Genomic DNA, 20,847 nt, shown 5'->3' on the forward strand with positions numbered 1-20,847 from the left:
GGACCGGCAGACCATGACGTCTTCGAAGCGAGACCGCACCTCGGCACTGCCCCAGGACCTCCAGGAGGCGATGCGCCGCCGCCTCGCAGGCCGGGCCGCCACCGCCCGCCCGGGCATCCCGCACGCCGACCGCACCCGGCCGCTGCCCCTGTCCTTCGCCCAGCAGCGGCTGTGGTTCCTGGACCGGCTGCGCCCCGGCGACGCCCGCTACAACAGCGCCGTCGCCCTGCGCCTGACCGGCCCGCTGGACCACACGGCCCTCTCCCGCGCCCTGGACACCGTCGTCGAGCGCCACGAGGCGCTGCGCACCACCTTCGAGGAGAGCGACGGACGGCCCGCGCAGACGGTACGACCGCCGGCCCCGGTACCGCTCCCGGTGACCGACACGCCCTCGTACGCGCTGGAGTCGGCACTGCTCGCGGAGTACGAGCGTCCCTTCGAGCTGGGCGCGGGGCCACTGCTGCGGGCCCTGCTCCTGCGCGAGACGGACACCGCGCACACCCTGCTGCTGACGGCCCATCACATCATCACCGACGGCTGGTCGATGGGGATCGTGCTGGAGGAACTGTGCACCGCCTACGACGCCCTGGCCGGCGGTACGACGCCGGAGCTGAAGCCGGTGGCGACGCAGTACCCGGACTTCGCGGCGTGGCAGCGCGAACAGCTCTCCGGCCCTCGCCTGGAGCGCCAACTCGAATACTGGAAAGACCAGTTGTCGGGAGCGGTCGCGTCGCGGCTGCCGCTGGACCACCCCCGTGACGGAGAGGAGTCCGGCGCGGGCGCCGTACGCGCCTTCACCGTGCCCGCGCGGACCACCGCCCGGCTGCGGGAACTGGCGGCCGAGCAGCACACCACCCTGTTCACCTCCCTGGTCGCGGGCTGCCAGGCGCTGCTGGCCCGCTGGTCCGGGCAGGACGACATCACCGTCGGCTCCCTCACCCCGGGCCGCTCCCGCACCGACCTGGAACGCACCGTCGGCTTCTTCGCCGACACCGTCGTCCTGCGCACACCCGTGGACATGGGCGGCTCCTTCCGCGATCTGCTCGGGGCCGCCGCGACCACCGTCAACGACGCCTTCGCGCACGGCGACACACCGTTCGAGCGGCTGGTGGAGGCCGTGGGCGCGACCCGCGAGCCGGGCCGCAACCCCCTCTTCGACGTCATGGTCCTCCTCCACCCGGTCCCGCCCGCCGCCCCCGCCCTGCGCGAGCTGACCGCCTCCCCGGTCGCCGTGCCCCGGCGGGCGGCCACCTTCGACCTCAGCGTCGAGTTCGTCCCCGACGGGGACGGCCTGACGGGCCTGCTGGAGTACCGCACCGACCTGTTCGACACGGCCACCGCGGAACGGATGACCGACCAGCTCCTCCGCACTCTGGAAGGCGCCGCGACCCTGCCGGACCGACCGCTGGGCGCGCTGCCCCTGCTCGGCCCGGACGAGGCCCGGCGGATCACGGAGGAGTGGAACGCCACCGCGCTGGCCGTGCCCGCCGTCACCTGCCCCGAGCTGTTCGCACGGCAGGCGGAGCGCACACCGCACGCCACCGCGCTGGTCGCCGGGGAGGACCGCCTCGACTACGCGACGCTCAACGCCCGCGCCGACCGGCTCGCCCACCACCTCGTCGCCCGGGGCGCCGGCCCCGAACGCCTGGTCGCGCTGCGGCTGCCGCGCACCGCCGACATGATCGTGGCGATCCTCGCCGTCTGGAAGTCCGGCGCGGGCTATCTGCCCCTGGACCCCGCCCTGCCCGAGGAGCGCGTCAGGTTCCTGCTCGACGACGCCCGGCCGGCACTGGTCCTGGACGAGGCGGCGCTGCGCGAGGCGGCGCTGGACGAGGCGGCGCGGCGCGAGGCGGCGGAAGGCGGGCCCTGGCCAGGGCCCGATTCTGGCTCTGGCTCTGGCTCTGGCTCTGGCTCTGGCGCCGGTTCCGGTTCCGGTTCCGGTTCCGGTTCCGGGACAGGCTCCGGCTCCGGTTCCGGGACAGGGTCCGGCTCCGGCTCCGGGACAGGGTCGGCAGGGACAGGGTCCGTATCGGGGCCCGGGGGCGCTGTCCCGCCGGAGACCGGTCCGACGGCCGCACCGCCGGACCCGGACACCACCGCGTACGTCATCTACACCTCCGGCTCCACCGGGCGCCCCAAGGGCGTCGCCGTCACGCACCGCTCGCTCGCCCATCTGCTGGCCGCCCACCGCGAGGGTTTCGTCGCCGACGCGGGCGGCGGGCCGCTGCGCGTGGCGCTGACCGCGTCGTTCTCCTTCGACACCTCGCTGGAGGGCGTGCTGCTGATGGCCGACGGCCACTCGCTGCACCTGGTCGACGAGACGACCCGGCTCGACCCCGCCGCGCTGGTCGAGTACGTCGTCGAGCACCGCGTCGACTTTCTCGACCTGACCCCCTCCTACCTGCGCCAACTGCTGCCCGCCGGACTGCTCACCGACCCGCGCCACCACCCGCGCGTCCTGATGCTCGGCGGCGAGCCGATCGGCCCCGGCCTGTGGCGCGAACTGGCCGGACACCGGGGCGTGGCCGCGTACAACTTCTACGGGCCCACCGAGTGCACGGTCGACGCCCTGGCCTGCCGTATCGAGGGCGACGGGCGTCCGCTGGTGGGCCGGCCACTGCCCAACGTCCGTGCGTACGTCCTGGACGACCGCCTCCAGCCGGTGCCGCCCGGCGTCGGCGGCGAGCTGTACCTGGCGGGCGAGCAGGTGGCCCGCGGTTACGCGGGCCGGGCCGGGCTGACCGCCGCGCGCTTCCTCGCCGACCCGTTCGGCCCGCCCGGAACCCGGATGTACCGCACGGGCGACCTGGCCCGCTGGACCGCCGACGGACGCCTGGACTACCTCGGGCGCGCCGACGACCAGGTGAAGGTACGCGGCCACCGCATCGAGCCGGGCGAGGTGGAGGCGGCCCTCCTGGACCTGCCGGACCTCACCGGCGCCGCGGTCGTCGCGCTCCCCGACGCGCACGGCCAACTGCGGCTCGCTGCCTACGTCGTACCGGCCGCGGGCGCCGAACGGCCCGCCGCCGCGTCGCTGCGGGCCGCCTGCCTGCGCGTCCTGCCCGAGCACATGGTGCCGTCGTCGTTCACCGTGCTCGACGCGCTGCCCCTGACCACCAGCGGCAAGCTGGACCGCCGCGCGCTGCCCGCCCCCGACCTCGAAGCGGGCCCGCGCGAGCGGGAGTTCGTCGCACCGCGCACCCCCGACGAGGAGACGCTCGCCGGTATCTGGGCCGAGGTGCTGGGTGTCACGCGCGTGGGCGTCACCGACAACTTCTTCGAACTCGGCGGCGACTCCATCCTCAGCATCCAGGCCGTCTCCCGCGCCCGCGCGGCCGGCCTGCAGCTGACCTCGCGGGACGTCTTCCGCCATCAGACCGTCGCCGATCTGGCCGCCGCCGCGTCCCCGCGCACCGCCGAGACGCCCGCGCACCGCCGACCGGGCGCGGACGGGCCCGCCCCGCTGACGCCGGTCCAGGAGTGGTACGCCGCCACCCACGGCGACCGGGACGGCCGTCTGCGGCCCTTCAGCATGTCGATGCTGCTCGACCTGCCGTACGACGTCGACGAACCCGCCCTGGAACGCGCCGTGGAAGCGCTGGCCGCCCACCACCCGGCACTGCGCACGCGCTACGCCCGTAGCGGCGAGGGTGTCGAGGGCGGCGAGGACAGCGCGACCGCCGGGACCGCCGGGACCGCCGGGACGGGTGAGACCGGCGACACCGCCGCGACCACCGAAACCGGCGAGACCGGCGACACCGATGGCGTATGGCGGCAGCACCCCGGCGAGGGGCCGGTCACCGGGTTGCTGACCCGGCACGACCTGTCCGGCGCCGTGGACCTCACGGCGGCCCGCCTCGTGGCCGCCGACACCGCCCGTGCCGCTCTCGACCCGGCGACCGGCGCCCTGCTGCGCGCCGCACTGCTCCAGCCCCCGCCCGGTGAGCGCCCCCAACTGTTCGTCACCGCACACCACTTGGCCGTGGACAGCGTGTCCTGGCGGATCCTGCTCACGGACCTGGAGCGGGCCTACCGGCAGGCAGCGGCGGGCGAAGCCATCCAACTGGAGCCCGTGGCAACGGCGTTCACCGACTGGGCCGCGCACCTCTCCCACCTGGCACGGTCCGGCGACCTGGACGACGACCTGCCGTACTGGACCACAGAGGCCGCCCGGCCCCGTACCCCGCTGCCGGTGGACCGCCCGGGAACCCCGCTCGCCGGAACCGTGCGCACCGTCCGCACCCGAGTGGACCGCGCCACCACCGAGGCGCTGCTGCGCCGGGTGCCCGCCGCCTACCGCACGCAGGTCAACGACGTCCTGCTCGGCGCGTTGAGCAGGGTCCTCGCCGACTGGACGGGTGCCGGGCGGGTGACCGTCGCCCTGGAGGGCCACGGGCGCGAGGACCTGGTCCCGGGGGACGTGGACCTGTCCCGCACGGTGGGTTGGTTCACCTCCCAGTACCCCGTCACCCTCACCCCGGCCGGTACGCCGGACGCACCCGACTGGGGCGGCACGCTGAAGGCCGTCAAGGAACGGCTGCGGGCCGTGCCCCGGCGCGGACTGAGCTACGAGGCGCTCGCACGCCTGGGCTCACCCGACCCGGCCGCCCGTGCCCTGCGCGAACTGCCGCTGCCCCAGGTGTGCTTCAACTACCACGGGCAGTGGGACACCACCGCGGGAGCCGACTTCGCACCGGCCGCCGAAGTGCCCGGCCGGGACATGGCCGCCGACGAACCCCTCGACCACCTGCTCGACATCTCCGCCGTGGTCGCCGACGGCGAACTGGAGATCACCTGGCACTACAGCGACCAGGCCCACGAGGCGGACACCGTAAGGGAGTTGGCGCAGGGCATGGTGGCGGCGCTGGCCGCGATAGCCGAGCACTGCGCCCGCCCCGGCGCGGGCGGCCGCACCCCCTCCGACTTCCCCCTCGCCCGGCTGGACCAGGCCGCCGTGGACCGGCTCGTCGGGGACGGCCGGGCGGTCGAGGACCTGCTCCCGCTCACCCCGCTCCAGGAGGGCATGCTCTTCCACCGCCTGGTCGGCGGTGCCGACGACGTGTACGTGGACCAGGCCGCCCTGCTGCTGGACGGTGTCGCCGACCCGCACACGTTCGGCCTGGCCTGGCAGCGGGTCATCGACCGGACACCCGCGCTGCGGACCTCGGTCGTGTGGCAGGACGTGCCCGTCCCCCTCCAGGTCGTCCACCGGGACGTACGCGTGCCGGTCACCCACCACGACTGGCGGGGCGTGGACCCGGGCGAGCGCGCCGAACGCCTGGACCGGCTCCGCGCCGACGACCTCGCCCAAGGCATCGACCTCGCCTCGGCGCCCCTCATGCGACTCACCCTCGTCCGGCTGCCCGACGCCCGGCTGCACCTGCTGTGGACCTCCCACCACCTCATCCTCGACGGCTGGAGCCTGGCCCAGGTGCTCACGGAGGTGTGCGAGGAGTACGCGGCGCTCACTGTCGGCGCCGACGCGAACCCGCCCGTGCGCCGGTCCTTCGCCGACTACGTGCGCTGGCTGGCCGACCAGGACGCCGAGGCCGCGCGCACGCACTGGCGGGAGACGCTCGGCGGCTTCGCCTCTCCCACGCCGCTGCCTGTCGACCGGTCCCTGACCGGGACGCACGAGAGCCGGTCGGCGGACGTCCACACGGCCGAGCTGTCCGACACGGTGTCCGCGACCCTGGCCCGCACAGCGCGCGACGCCGGGCTGACCGTGAACACCGTCGTCCAGGGTGCCTGGGCGCTGCTGCTGGCCCGCCACAGCGCCGAGCGGGACGTGGTGTTCGGCACCACCGTCTCCGGGCGCCCCGACGAACTGCCCGGTGTGGAGTCGATGGTGGGCATGTTCATCAACACCGTGCCCACCCGCGTCCACGTCGACGGCCACCGCCCGGCCGCCGCCTGGCTGCGCGAACTCCAGGACGTACAGGCCGAGTCACGGCGGTTCGCCGCCGCCTCCCTGGCCGAGCTGACCGCGCTGAGCGATGTGCCGTCCGGCACCCCGCTCTTCCACAGCATGGTCGCCTTCGAGAACTACCCCTTCGACGCGGCCCGCACCTCCGGCTCCGGGGTGCGGCTGGTGGACGTCACCTCCCGGGACGCCACCAACTACCCCCTCGTCCTGCGCGCCTACCAGGGCGAACGGCTCGGCTTCGACCTGGCCTACGACCCCGGACTCTTCGACGCCGACACCGTCCGGGCGCTGGCCGACCGCCTCCGCCTGCTCCTCACGGAGATCGCCGAGCACCCGGAGCGGCAACTGCGCGCCCTGGCCCGGACGACCGCCGAGGAACGGCGCCGCGTGCTGGTCGACTTCAACGGCACCGAGCACGGCCGGCCGACGGACACCCTGGTGGACCTGTTCGAGGCGCAGGCCGCCCGCACCCCCGACGCCCTCGCCGTCACCTGCGGGACCGACCGCCTCGACTACGCCACGCTCGACGCGGCGGCCGGCCGCCTCGCCCACCGGCTGGCCGAGGCAGGCGCGGGACCCGAGCGGTACGTGGCCCTCGCCCTGCCCCGCTCCACCGACCTCGTCGTGGCGGTCCTCGCCGTCCTCAAGACGGGCGCCGCCTATCTGCCCGTCGACCCGAAGCTGCCAGCCGAACGCGTCGCCCATCTCCTGGACGACACCGCCCCGGTGACCCTGGTGACGACCACGGAGGCCGCCGGACGCGTGCGGGGAACGGGCGTCCCGCTCCTCGTCCTGGACGCCCCCGACGTACGGGCCGACCTCGCCCGCCGCCCCGCCGGCGGACCCGCGCCCGCCCACCGGCCCCTGCCGGAGAGCCCCGCCTACGCCATCTACACCTCCGGCTCCACCGGCCGCCCCAAGGGCGTGGTCATCCCGCACGCCAACGTCGTACGCCTCTTCAGCCGCACCCGCCACTGGTTCGCCTTCGACGAGAGCGACGTATGGACCCTGTTCCACTCCTACGCCTTCGACTTCTCCGTCTGGGAACTGTGGGGCGCCCTGCTGCACGGCGGCCGGCTCGTCGTCGTCCCCGACGACACCGCACGCTCCCCGGAGGACTTCCTGCGGCTCCTCGCCGACGAACGGGTCACGGTCCTCAACCAGACCCCGTCCGCGTTCTACCCACTGGCCCGGGCCGACGCCGAACACCCTGAACTCAGCGCACGGCTCGCCCTGCGCACCGTGGTCTTCGGCGGCGAGGCCCTGGACGTCGACCGGCTCGGCGAGTGGTACGCACACCACCCCGACACCGCGCCACGCCTGGTCAACATGTACGGCATCACCGAGACCACCGTGCACGTCACCTACGAGCCGCTTGACCGCACCACGGCCCGCACGGGCGCCGCGAGCCCCATCGGCACCGGCATACCCGACCTGCGGATCTACGTCCTCGACGCCGACCTGGCCCCCGTACCGACCGGAGCCGTGGGCGAGATGTACGTGGCGGGGGAGGGCCTGGCCCGCGGCTATCTGAGAAGGCCCGGTCTGACCGCGACCCGCTTCCTCGCCGACCCGTTCGGCGTGCCGGGCCGGCGGATGTACCGCACCGGCGACCGGGCCCGCCGACGTGCCGACGGCACGCTGGAGTACCTGGGCCGTGCCGACCAGCAGGTGAAGATCCGCGGCTACCGCATCGAACCGGGCGAGATCGAGGCCGCCCTGCACGCCCACGCGGGCGTCGGGGACGCGGCCGTGGGCGTGTACGAGGACGCCTCGGGGACACGCCGACTGGTGGCCCACGTCGTCGGCCGCCGGGTCGGAAGCGGACAACCGGACACGGCCGGACAGTCGGACACGGCCGGACCGCTGCCTGTCGCCGGACAGTCGGATACCGCCGGACCGCTGCCCGCCGCCGGACAGTCGGACGCCGCAGGACCGCCGTCCGCCGCCGAGCTCCGTGCCCACCTGGAGCGGCTGCTGCCCGCGCACATGGTGCCCGCCGCCTACGTGCCGATGGCGGCCCTGCCCCTGACCGTCAACGGCAAACTCGACCGGCGCGCGCTGCCCGCGCCCGGACCGGACGGCTTCGCCACGGACACCGGGCGCGTCGCGCCGCGCACGCCCGCCGAGCGTGCGGTCGCCGCCGCCTGGGCGGACGTCCTCGACACCGACGAGGTGGGAGCCGACGACGACTTCTTCGCCCTCGGCGGCGACTCGATCCTCGCGGTCCGGGTCGTCTCCCGGCTGCGTGCCGCCTTCGGCGCGGAGGTCTCGCCCCGGCTGCTGTTCACCCACTCGACCGTGTCCGCGCTGGCCGCCGAACTCGGCGGCCCGGCGCAGAACGGCACCGCACCGGCCGACGTCGTCCCGGCCCTGGACCCCGGCTCCCCGGTGCCCCTGTCGTACGCGCAGCAGCGGTTGTGGTTCCTCGACCGCTTCGAGCCGGGCAGCACCGAGTACACGACCCTGTCCGTGCTGCGCCTGCGCGGCACGCTCGACGTCGGCGCCCTGCGTGCCGCCCTCGACGGGCTGGTCGCCCGGCACGAGGCGCTGCGCACCACGTTCGCCGAAGCCCCCCAGGACGGCCGGGCACGGCAGATCGTGCACCAGCCGTACCCGGTTGACCTGCCCCTGGACGACCTCACCGGCGCCCGCGACCGCCTGGACGCCCTCGTGGAGGACGAGGCGGCCGTCCCCTTCGACCTGGCCGCCGGGCCCCTTCTGCGGGCCCGTCTCGTGCGCCTGGCCGAGGACGAGCACGTGCTGGTCCTGGCCGTCCACCACATCGTCACCGACGGCTGGTCGGTCGGTGTGCTGGGCCGGGACCTGGGCGAGCTGTACACGGCCGCTCTGGAGAGCCGCGCGCCCCGGTTGCCCCACCTGCCCGTGCGGTACGCGGACTTCGCGGCCTGGCAACGCGCCCGCACCGACGAGGTCGACGCGCAACTCGCCTACTGGCGGACCGCCTTGGACGGGATCACCCCCCTGGAGCCGCCCACCGACCGGCCGCGTCCGGCCGTACGCGACCGGACAGGCGCCCTGGTGACCTTCACCCTCCCCGCCGCGCTCACCGAACGGCTGCGGGAGACGGGCCGCGCGGCCGACGCCACCCTCTACATGACCCTGCTGACGGCCTGCACGGTCCTGCTCTCGCGCTGGGCCGACCAGGAGGACATCACCGTCGGCACGGTCACGGCGGGCCGGGAACGGCCCGAACTCCACGACGTGGTCGGCATGTTCGTCAACACCCTGGTGCTGCGCAACCGCGTGGAGCCCGGACTGTCGTTCCGCGCGCTGCTGGAGCGGGTGCGTGCCAACGTCCTGGACGCGTTCGCCCACCAGGACGTGCCGTTCGAGAAACTGGTGGACACCCTCCAGCCCGAGCGGGACACCAGCCGCACCCCGCTGTTCCAGGTGATGGTGGCGCTGCACAACCTGGGCGCCGAGACCCTCGACCTGCCGGGCGTGGACGTCGAACCGCTCACGCCCCCGGTCCGGTACGCCGCCTACGACCTGGCCTTCGACTTCGTCGAGAGCGACGGCGGCGTGACCGGCTATCTGGAGTACGACACCGGTCTGTTCGACGCGGCCACCGCCGAACGGCTCGCAGTCCGGCTGCGGTTGCTGCTCGAAGCGGCGGTGGCGGAACCGCGCCGGGACGTCGGCGCGCTGCCGCTGCTGACGACCGCCGAACAACGGCAGGTCACCGACGACTGGCAGGGCGGCCGTCTGCCCGTGCCCGACAGCGACTTCCCCGCCCTCTTCGAGGCCCAGGCGGCCCGCACCCCGTACGCCACCGCCCTGGTGGCCCGGGACGGCACGCTCACCTTCACGGCTCTGAACGAACGGGCCAACCGGCTGGCCCACCACCTGATCACGCTGGGAGTCGGCCCGGAGCGCGTGGTCGCCGTACGGCTGCCGCGCACCTCGGAGCTGGTCGTGGCCGTGTTCGCCGTGCTCAAGGCGGGCGGCACCCTGCTCTGCCTCGACCCGGACCTGCCCGAGGAGCGCGTCGCGTACCTCGTCGGGGACGCCGCGCCGCACACGGTCCTGACCGCCGACACCCTGGACGCCGTCCCCTGGGACCACCTGCCCGCCCACGACCCCACCGACGCCGACCGGCTCGCCCCGCTGCACCCGGACAACGCCGCCTACATCATCTACACCTCCGGCTCCACCGGCCGCCCCAAGGGCGTCACGGTGGAACACCGCCACCTGGCCAACCTCTGCCACGACCACCGGGAAGGGCTCGTCGCCCCGCACACCTCCGACGGGCGACGGCTCAAGGCCTCGCTCAGCGCCTCCTTCTCCTTCGACACCTCCTGGGAGGGGCCGCTGCTGCTCGCCCTCGGCCAGGAGGTCCACCTCGTCGACGAGGACGTACGCCTGGACCCGGAGGCGTTCTGCGCCCAGGTCGACGAGCGGGAACTCGACCTGGTCAACGTCACCCCGTCCTTCCTCCGGGAACTCACCGCTGCCGGACTCCTCGCCCCCGGCCGCCACCACCCCCGTCTGCTGCTGGTCGGCGGTGAGGCGGTCGGCCCCGACACCTGGGCCGAACTGTGCGCCGCCCAGGCCGACCTGGGCGTCACCGCGTACAACATGTACGGCCCCACCGAGACGACCGTCGACGCCGTCTACGGCCGCTGCGCGGACCACCGCGAACGCCCCGTCATCGGCCGGCCGGGCCGCAACCTGCGTGCCCACGTCCTCGACCGCGCCCTGCGCCCGGTGCCGCCCGGCGTACCGGGCGAGCTGTATCTCGCCGGGGCGCAGGTCGCGCGCGGTTATCTGAACCGGCCGGGCCTGACCGCCGCCCGCTTCCTCGCCGATCCGTTCGGGGCGCCGGGGGAGCGGATGTACCGCACCGGCGACCGCGCCCGCTGGACCCTGTCAGGGGCGCTGGAGTTCCTGGGCCGGGTCGACGAGCAGGTCAAGATCCGCGGGTTCCGCATCGAACCCGGCGAGGTGGAGGCCGCGCTGCTCGCGCTGCCGGACGTCACCGACGCCGCCGTGACCGCCCGCGAACACGCCGGGCGCACCGTACTCGTGGCGTACGTCGTGCCCGCCGGGGAGCCAGTCGGGGAGCAACCCTTCTCCGCCGACGATCTGCGGGTGCGGCTGCGGCGGACCCTGCCGGACCACATGGTGCCCGCCGCGTTCGTGCCGCTGACCCGCATACCGCGTACCAGCGGCGGCAAGACCGACCGCCGCGCGCTGCCCGCACCGCCGGCCCAGCCCGACAGCGGCAGCCCGTATATGGCACCCCGCCCGGGCGCCGAGGAACGGCTGGCCGCCATCTGGGCCGAGGTGCTCGGCGTGGAGCGGATCGGCGCCCGGGACAACTTCTTCGCGCTCGGCGGCGACTCGATCCTCAGCATCCAGATCGTCTCCCGCGCCCGCCGGGCGGGCCTCGCCCTGACCACCAAGGACGTCTTCCGCCACCAGACCGTCGCAGAACTCGCCCTGCGCATCACCGAGTCGGCGCCCCGGCCGACGTCCGGCACGGACGACGCCCCGCCCGCCGAGGCCCCGCTGACGCCGATCCAGCGCTGGTACCTCGACCACCGGCGCCCCGGTGACGCGGTGCGCTTCACCATGACCCAGCGACTCGAACTGGCCGTCGGCACCGACCTGTCGGCGCTCGACCGGGCGGTCGACGCCCTCGTGGCCCGTCATCCGGCCCTGCGGACCCGCTTCCGGCACACCGAGGACGGCTGGCGCCAGCAGGTGCTGCCGCAGGCACCGCACGCCGTGTTCACGTGCTACGACACGTCCCACCTGGACGCCCTGGAGCTGGAGACGCAGGTGCAGCGCGCCGCGGACGCCGCACAGAGGGCGCTCGATCCCACCGAGGGGCGGGTCGTCCGCGTCCTGCTCTTCGACCGGGGCCCGGAGCGCCCCGCCCAACTACTCTTCACCGTGCACCACTTGGTCGTCGACGGCGTCTCGTGGCGCATCCTGCTCGCCGACCTGGAGGCCGCACACCGGGCAGCCGAGGCCGGGCAGTCCGTCGAACTCCCCCCGGCCGGCACCTCGTACGGCCGCTGGGCGCAGCGGCTGGAGCAGCACACGCGCTCCGGTGCCCTGGACGCCGACATGGCCCACTGGACCCGTACCGCCGCGGCGCCCGCCGACCTGCCCGCCGGCCGGCCCGGACCCAACACCCACGGCACCGCCGCCACCGTCACCGTGGCGCTGGCGGCGGAGGAGACCGAGGCGCTGCTGCGCCGGGTCCCCGAGGTCTACCGCACCCAGGTCAACGACGTGCTGCTCAGCGCGCTGGGCCGCACGCTGGCCCGCTGGTGCGGCCGTGACACGGTCCTCGTCGGTGTGGAGGGGCACGGCAGGGAGGACCTGTTCGACGACGTGGACCTGTCCCGGACCGTCGGCTGGTTCACCGCCGAGTTCCCCCTCGCCCTGACCGTCGCACCCGACGCCGACTGGCGCGCCACCCTGCGCTCGGTCAAGGAGCAGCTGCGCGCGGTGCCGCTGCACGGCCTCAGCCACGGCGCCCTGCGCCACCTCCTGCCGGACAGCCCGCTCGCCGACACCCCCCACCCTCGGGTCGGCTTCAACTACCACGGCCGCTGGGACGCGGGCAGCGGCACCGAGGACGGTCTGTACCGGGCGGCGCTCGCGCCCGCCGGCCGTGACACCGACCCGGACGAGGCCCGGCCCTACCTGCTGGACATCACGGGCGTGGTCCAGGACGGACGGCTCGAACTCGGCTGGACCTATCCGGCGGCCGTATACGACGAGTCCACCGTGCGGGACCTGGCCGAGCAGATGTGCGCGGCGCTCCGCGATATCGTGGCCCACTGCGCGCAGCCGGACGCGGGCGGCCGCACCCCCTCCGACTTCCCCCTCGCCGGCCTCTCCCAGCAGCAGCTCGACCGGCTGGTGGGCGACGGACGGCACGTGGCCGACGTCCTGCCGCTGACACCCCTGCAGTCCGGCATGCTCTTCCACGGATTGGTCGACACCGCCGGGGCCTACTTCGACCGTACGGCCGTACGGCTGACCGGAGTGGCCGACCCGAAGGCCTTCGCGACGGCCTGGCAGCAGGTCGCCGACCGCACCCCGGTGCTGCGCACCGACGTCCACTGGCAGGGCCTGCCGCACCCCGTCCAGGTCGTCCGCCACCACGTGGAACTGCCCGTCACCCACCTGGACTGGCGGACCCTGACCGGCGCGGAGCGCGCCGCCGCCACGGAGCGGCTGCTCGCCGAGGACCGGGCGGCGGGCATGGAGCTGACCAGGGCGCCGCTCACCCGGATCACCCTGGCCGCGCTGCCCGGTGACGAGGTCCTGCTGCTGTGGTCCTCCCACCACCTCATCCTCGACGGCTGGAGCACCGGACAGCTGCTCACCGAGGTCTGCGAGCGGTACGCCGCGCTCACCGGCGGCCAGGACAGCGCACCGCCCGTGCGGCGGCCGTTCGCGGACTTCGTGCGCTGGCTGCGGGAACAGGACGAGGGAGCGGCCGAACGCCACTGGTCCGACACCCTCGCCGGGGTCACCGAGCGCACCCCGTTGCCGTACGACCGCACCCCCGCCGAGGCCCACCGGGCCCGCTCCGCCGAGTCCGTCCACCGGGAGCTGGACGACGAGGTGTCACGGCGGCTGCGCGAGACGGCGGCCCGCGCCGGACTGACCGTCAACACCGTCGTCCAGGCGGCCTGGGCGCTGCTGCTGGCCCGCTACAGCGGGCGCGACGACGTCGTGTTCGGTACAACCGTCTCCGGCCGGCCCGCCGAACTGCCCGGCGTCGACACGATGATCGGCATGTTCATCAACACCGTGCCCACCCGGGTACGGGTCCGGGGCGGCGGCGTGCTGCCCTGGCTGCGCGGCCTTCAGGAGGCGCAGAGCGAGGACCGGCGCTTCGACTTCCTCTCCCTCGCCCGTATCCAGGCGCTGACCGAAGTCCCCGCAGGACAGGCCCTGTTCGACAGCATGGTCGTGTTCGAGAACTACCCGGTCGACGAATCGGCCACCGCCCGGACGGGTGTCGGCGTGGCCGAGGTACGCGCCGACGACGCGACCACCTTCCCGCTGTGCCTGCGCGCCCATCTGAGCGACCGGCTCGGCTTCGACCTGGCCTACGACCCCGCCTTCTTCGACCGCGGCACGGTGGAACGGGCGACGGCTCGCCTGGCCACCCTGCTCACGCGGTTCGCCGGCGGCATCGGCGGCATCGGCGGCATCGGCGGTTTCGACGGCGAGGTCGGCGATCTCGATCCGCTCACCGCCGAGGACCGGCGACTGCTGGAGCGGTGGAACACCACCGCCCGACGGTCAAAGCCGCGCAGCCCGGTGGACCTGTTCGCCGAGCAGGCCCGCCGCACCCCGGACGCGCCCGCCCTGGAGGACGGCGACCGGCGGCTGACCTACCGCGCACTCGCCGACTGGTCCGACCGGGTGGCGTCCCGGCTGCTCGCCGACGGCCTCGCCCCCGAGGACGGGGTGGCCCTGCTCATGGACCGCTGCGCCGAACTCGTCGTCGCCCAGCTCGCGGTCCTCAAAGCGGGCGGCGCCTACGTACCGGTGGACGCCCGCGCCCCCGAGGAACGCCGCAGGACCATGCTCGCGCAGGCGAACGTCAGCGCCCGCCTCACGGCCGAGGACGTCACGGCGGCGCGCCACGCCCCCCTGGCGGAACCGGGGTTCGGACCGGCCCCCCTGACGGGAACGGCGAGCGTGTCGGCGGATCCCGACCGGCTGGCCTACGTCATGTTCACCTCCGGGTCCACCGGTCTGCCCAAGGCCGTGGCGGTACGCCACCGTGACGTGGCCTCGCTGGCCACGGACAGCCGCTTCACCGACGGCGTGTGCGCCCGCGTCCTGCTGCACTCACCGGTCGCGTTCGACGCCGCCACCTTCGAGGTGTGGGCGCCCCTGCTGACCGGTGGCTGCGTGGTCGTGGCCCCCGGGGAGACGGTGGACGCGGCCCTGCTGCGTCGGCTGACCGGAACGGGCGCGCGCACCGCGGGCGACGAACAGGCCGACCCCATCGGTGACGCCGCGCACGCCGAGGGCATCGGGCGGACCGCGGAGAGCGCCGCCGGTCTGACGTCCATCTGGCTGACGGCCGGTCTCTTCCGGCTGCTGGCGCAGGACTCGCCGGACTCCTTCGCGGGCCTGCGCCAGGTGTGGACCGGCGGCGACGTGGTCCCCGCGGCGGCCGTACGACGGGTACTGGCCGCCTGCCCCGGCCTGACCGTGGTGGACGGCTACGGACCGACCGAGACCACCACCTTCGCCACCTCCCACGCCCTCGACGACGCGGCGGCCGTCCCCGACACCGTCCCCGTCGGCCGGCCCCTCGACGACAAACGGGTCCACGTCCTGGACGCGCGGATGCGCCCCGTCCCGCCGGGCTGCGCGGGAGAGCTGTACATCGCGGGCGAGGGCGTGGCCCGCGGCTACCTGGGCCGCCCCGGTGAGAGCGCACGCCGCTTCCTCGCCGACCCCCTCGGACCGCCCGGCGCCCGGATGTACCGCACGGGTGACCTGGCCCGCCGCCGAGAGGACGGCACGGTCGAGTTCCTGGGCCGCGCCGACGACCAGGTCAAGATCCGCGGCTTCCGGGTGGAGCCCGGCGAGGTGGCCGCCGCGCTGGCGCCCCACCCCGGCGTCGCGGACGTGGCGGTGGTCGCCCGCGAGGACCGCCCCGGTGCCCGCCGGCTGGTCGCCTACGTCGTCGGTCCGGCCGGGGACGACCCGGACGAGCTGCGCGCGTACGCCCGCCGCACGCTGCCCGACTACCTGGTGCCCTCCGCGTTCGTCGCGCTGACGGCCCTCCCACTGAGCGGCAACGGCAAGGTGGACCACGCCGCCCTCCCGGCTCCGGAGGCGGACGCCGGTCCCGGGCGGGGCACACGGACCGCACCGCGTACGGAGGCCGAACGCCGTACCGCCGAGGTCTTCGCCGACGTGCTGGGCGGCCGGCCGCCGGGCGTGGAGGACGACTTCTTCGCACTGGGCGGCGACTCCATCCTCAGCATCCGACTGGCCTCCCGCCTGGCCGAGGAGTTCGGCACCACCCTCTCGCCGCGGGCCGTGTTCACCCACCCGACGCCAGCCGGGCTCGCCGAACTGCTCACCGGGGACCGGACCGCGGACGAGGAACGCCCCGTCATCGTGCCGGTGGCCCGGGACGCGACGGCACCGATGTCGTACGCGCAGCAACGCCTCTGGTTCCTGGAGGAGTTCGCGCCGGGCGGCACCGAGTACGTCACCGCCCTGGCGCTGCGCCTGCGCGGCCGGCTCGACACAGGGGCCCTCGCGGCGGCCCTGCGCAAGCTGGTGACCCGGCACGAGTCGCTGCGCACCACCTTCGACACGGTGGACGGCAGGGGCGTACAGATCGTCCGGCCGCCGCGAGAGGTACCGCTGCCGCTCCACGACCTGTCCGAGCTGCCGGAGGGCGACCGCGTGGCCCGGCTGGAGAAGCGGCTCACGGCCGACCGCGCCCTCCCCTTCGACCTGCGCGAGGGCCCCCTGCTGCGGACCGGCCTGATCCGGCTGGCCGACGACGAGCACGTTCTGACGCTCACGCTGCACCACATCGTCACTGACGGCTGGTCGACCGCCGTCCTCACCGGCGATCTCGCCCACCTCTACCGGGCCGAACTGGACGCGGCCACCGAGCCGCTGCCGCCGCTGCCCGTCCAGTACGCCGACTACGCCCACTGGCAGCGCACCACCGGCGGAAGTGAACAGCAACTGGGTTACTGGAAGGAGCAGTTGGCGGACATCGAGCCGCTGGACCTGCCCACCGACCGGCCCCGCCCACCGCTGCGCACCCGGTCCGGCGCGAGCGCCCGGCTGACCCTGCCGTCCGGCGTCGCACGCCGTCTCGGACAGGTGGGCAGGGACAGGGGAGCGACCCTCTTCACCACGCTGGTCGCCGCCGCCCAGACCTTCCTCGCCCGGCTGTGCGGCAGCCAGGACGTCACGGTCGGCACGGTCACCTCGGGCCGGGACCAAGCCGAGATCCAGCACCTGATCGGCTTCTTCGTCAACACCCTCGTACTGCGGTCGCGGGTCGACCCCGAACGTCCCTTCACCGACTTCCTGGACGACGTACGGCGGACCGTACTGGACGCCTTCGCGCATCAGGAGGTGCCGTTCGAGCAGGTGGTGGACGAGGTACGACCGGTACGGGACACCAGCCGCACCCCGCTCTTCCAGGTCATGGTCGTCCTGCAGAACACCCCGGCCGCCGGCCTCGACCTACCGGACCTGGAGGTGTCCGCCGTCGAGACGGAGCTCCAGCACGCGGCGTTCGACCTCACCCTGGAGTTCGCCGAGACGGACTCCGGCGCGCTGGACGGGCTGCTCACCTACAACACCGACCTGTTCGACGCGGCCACGGCCGAGCACCTCGCCGATCAGCTCGCCACGCTGCTGACCGCCGTGGCGGACGACCCGCACCGCTCTCTCGGCGCCCTGCCGCTCGCCTCCGACGCGGAACTGAAGGCCCTGCTGGAGCAGGGGCGCGGCACGGCCAGGCCGGTACCGGTGGCGACCCTGCCCGAACTGTTCGAGCGGCAGGTGGCCGCCACCCCCGACGCCGTGGCGCTGGAGGACACCGGACGGCAGCTGTCCTACGCCGAACTCGACCGCGCCGCCGGCCGGCTCGCGCGCCGGCTGATCGCCCGCGGGGTCGGTCCCGAGGACGTCGTGGCCCTCGCCCTGCCCCGCGCCGCCGAGACGGTGGTGGCGCAGCTCGCCGTCGCCAAGGCGGGCGCCGCGTTCCTGCCGGTCGACCCGAACTACCCGCCACAGCGCCGGGAGTTCATGATCCGCGACGCGGGCGCCCGGGTGGTCCTGGACGACCCGGCGGAGATAGCGGAGGTAGCAGGGACAGGAGGGATAGCGGGGACAGCGGGGCTCGGGAAGACAGCGGAGAGCGCGGAGAACTCGGGGGGCGCGGGGAGTGCGGAGGCAGTGGCGACCTGGGCCGCCGCGCCCACCGACGCCGACCGCACCACCGCGCTCACCCCCGACCATCCCGCGTACGTCATCTACACCTCCGGGTCCACCGGGACCCCGAAGGGCGTCGCGGTGACGCACCGGGGCCTCGCGGGCTTCGCCGCGGCCGCCGCCGAGCGGTACGCGGCGGGTCCGGGCGACCGGGTGCTGCAGTTCGCCTCACCCAGCTTCGACGCCTCCGTCCTCGAACTGTGCGTCTCCCTCCTCAGCGGCGCCACCCTCGTCACCGGGGAGGAAGGGCCGCTGATCGGCGAACGGTTGGCCCAGGTGCTCGCCGAGCGCCGCATCAGCCACACCCTCATCCCGCCGGCCGCGCTGGCCACCGTGGCACCGGAGAGCGCCGGGCACCTGCCGCATCTGCGCACCCTGATCGTCGGCGCCGAGGCATGCCCGGCCGATCTCGTGGAGCGGTGGGCACCCGGCCGCCGGATGATCAACTCCTACGGGCCCACCGAGGCCACCGTCGTCGCCACCTGGACCGGCCCGCTGAGCCCGGAGGGCGGCGCACCGCCGATCGGCCGCCCAGCCGGCGCCACCCGGGTGTACGCCCTCGACGCCGCCCTGAGGCCCGTCCCGCCCTGCGTGACCGGCGAACTGTACGTGGCGGGACCGGGACTGGCCCGCGGCTACCTCCACCGCCCGGGCCTGACCGCCCGGCGGTTCGTCGCCGACCCGTTCGGCGCGGCAGGGGAACGCATGTACCGCACAGGCGACCTGGTGCGCTGGGGCGCCGACGGCGAACTGCGCTTCGTCGGCCGCGCGGACGACCAGATCAAGCTGCGCGGCTTCCGTATCGAACCGGGGGAGACGGAGAGCGCGCTGCGCCGCAGCCCGCATGTGCGCGACGCGGTGGTCGTGGTACGAACCGACGGCCCGGACGGTCAACCATCGGACGGCCACGGGCGGTTGGTGGCCTATGTCGTCCCCGCGAACGGTGACGCCGGAGCCGGAGCCGGAGCCGGAGCCGGAGCGGGAGCGGGAGCGGGCGCCGGAGCCGATGCCGATGCCGATGCCGATGCCGATGCCGATGGTGATGGTGTCGTGCAAGGGCTGCCGATCGCCGCGCTGCGCGAAGACCTCGCCGGGCTGCTGCCCCCGCACATGGTGCCGGCCGTGTTCGTGCCGCTGGAGCGGCTGCCGCTGACCCCCAACGGGAAGACGGACCGGCGCGCCCTGCCCGCACCCGGTCCCGCGCACACCGCCGTCGCGGCCGGCCCGCGCACCGCGCCCCGTAACGACACCGAACGCCGTATCGCCCAGGTCTGGACCGACGTCCTCGGCGTGGCGGACATCGGCGTGGACGACAACTTCTTCGTCCTCGGCGGTGACTCGATCCTGAGCATGCAGGTGGTGTCCCGGCTGCGCCGCGAGGGCCTGCACCTGGCCACCCGGGACCTGTTCACCCACCAGACCGTCGCCGAGCTGGCCACCGTCGTCGGTACCGCTCCCCAGCACACCGGCGACGGCCCGGCGACCGGCGCGGTGCCCCTCACTCCGATCCAGGAGTGGTTCCTCAGCACACCGCGCGCCGACCACACCCACTTCAACCAGTCGGCACTGCTGGAACTCGACGGTGCGCCCGACCTCGCAGCTCTGGGCACCGCGCTGGACGCGCTGCTGGAACACCACGACGCGCTGCGCATGCGCTTCACCGAGGAGGCCGACGGCTGGGTCCAGTTCAATCCGCCGCCGGGGGAGAACGGAGAACTCCTCGTCCGGTACGACCTGTCGAGCCTGCCGACGGAGGAGGCGGACGCGGCCATGAAGAAGGCCGCCGACGAGCTGCACACCGGCTTCGACCTGGGCCGGGGCCCGCTGCTGCGGGCAGCCCTGTTCACCGGCGCGGGCGCGGACAGGACCGCGGACAGGACCGCGGACAGGACCGCGGACGAGACCGCGGACGGGGCCGAGGCCGGCCAGGGAGAAGGGACGGCCTTCCTCCTCCTGGTCGCCCACCACCTGGTCGTGGACGCGGTGTCCTGGCGGATCCTCGCCGACGACCTGGAGGTCGCCTACCGGCAGGCCGTGCGCGGCGAGCCCGTCCACCTGGGGGAGCGCACCACCTCGTTCCGCGACTGGGCCCACAAACTCGCCGGGCATGTCGCCGACGGCGGCCTGGACCACGAACTGCCCTACTGGGAGGAGGCCGTGACCGCCGGACAACTCCCGGCCGCGCCCGACCGGTCGGCCCCGCGGGAGGCCGGCTCGTTCACCGTCGAACTGGGGGAGGAGGACACGGAGTCACTGCTGCGAGCCGCGCCGGCCGCCTACCGCACCCGCGTCAACGACGTCCTGCTGGCCGCGCTGGCCCTGGCGCTGGCCCGCTGGACCGGAAGCGAACGCGTCCGCCTGGACCTCGAAGGGCACGGCCGCGAGGACCTGCTCGACGACGTGGACCTCTCCCGCACGGTGGGCTGGTTCACCACCATCCACCCGGTCGTCCTCCAGATCTCCGAACCCGACCGCCCCGGACCCGCCCGGAACTGGCGTTCCCTGGTGAAGGCGGTACGCCGCCAACTGCGTTCCGTACCCGGCAACGGGCTGGGCTTCGGCGCCCTGCGCACCTTCGGGCCGCCCGAGGTACGCGAACGGCTCGGCACGGCCGCACACGGGCAGGTGGTCTTCAACTACCTCGGCCAGTGGGACGCCCGCCCCGCCGCCGAGGACGACGACGGCCTCGTGCGTACCGAGCACGGCTCCTTCGGCCAGGACCACGACCCCCGGGACGGCGGATCGCATCCATTGGAGGTGGTCGGCGCGGTGCGGGACGGACGCTTCGCCTTCACCTGGCACCACCACTCCGGGACCTCCGACCCGGCGACCGTGCGCCGCGTCGCCGAGGACTTCGCCGAGGCACTGAACCACATCGCCCGGCACGCCAGGGAGAGCCTCTGACCCCACACCGACCCGGGGACCCG

Annotated in this window: 1 protein-coding gene; it reads left to right on the plus strand. The window is 74.5% G+C overall.

The features are described 5' to 3' along the window. Positions 1–13: 13 nt before the first annotated feature. Positions 14–20,824: a non-ribosomal peptide synthase/polyketide synthase gene (locus IE278_RS42025; RefSeq protein ID WP_189767908.1), complete on the plus strand. Its 20,811-nt coding sequence runs from the start codon at positions 14–16 to the stop codon at positions 20,822–20,824. Positions 20,825–20,847: the final 23 nt, after the last annotated feature.

The sequence above is a fragment of the Streptomyces tauricus genome, from assembly GCF_014650955.1.
GTDB lineage: Bacteria > Actinomycetota > Actinomycetes > Streptomycetales > Streptomycetaceae > Streptomyces > Streptomyces tauricus.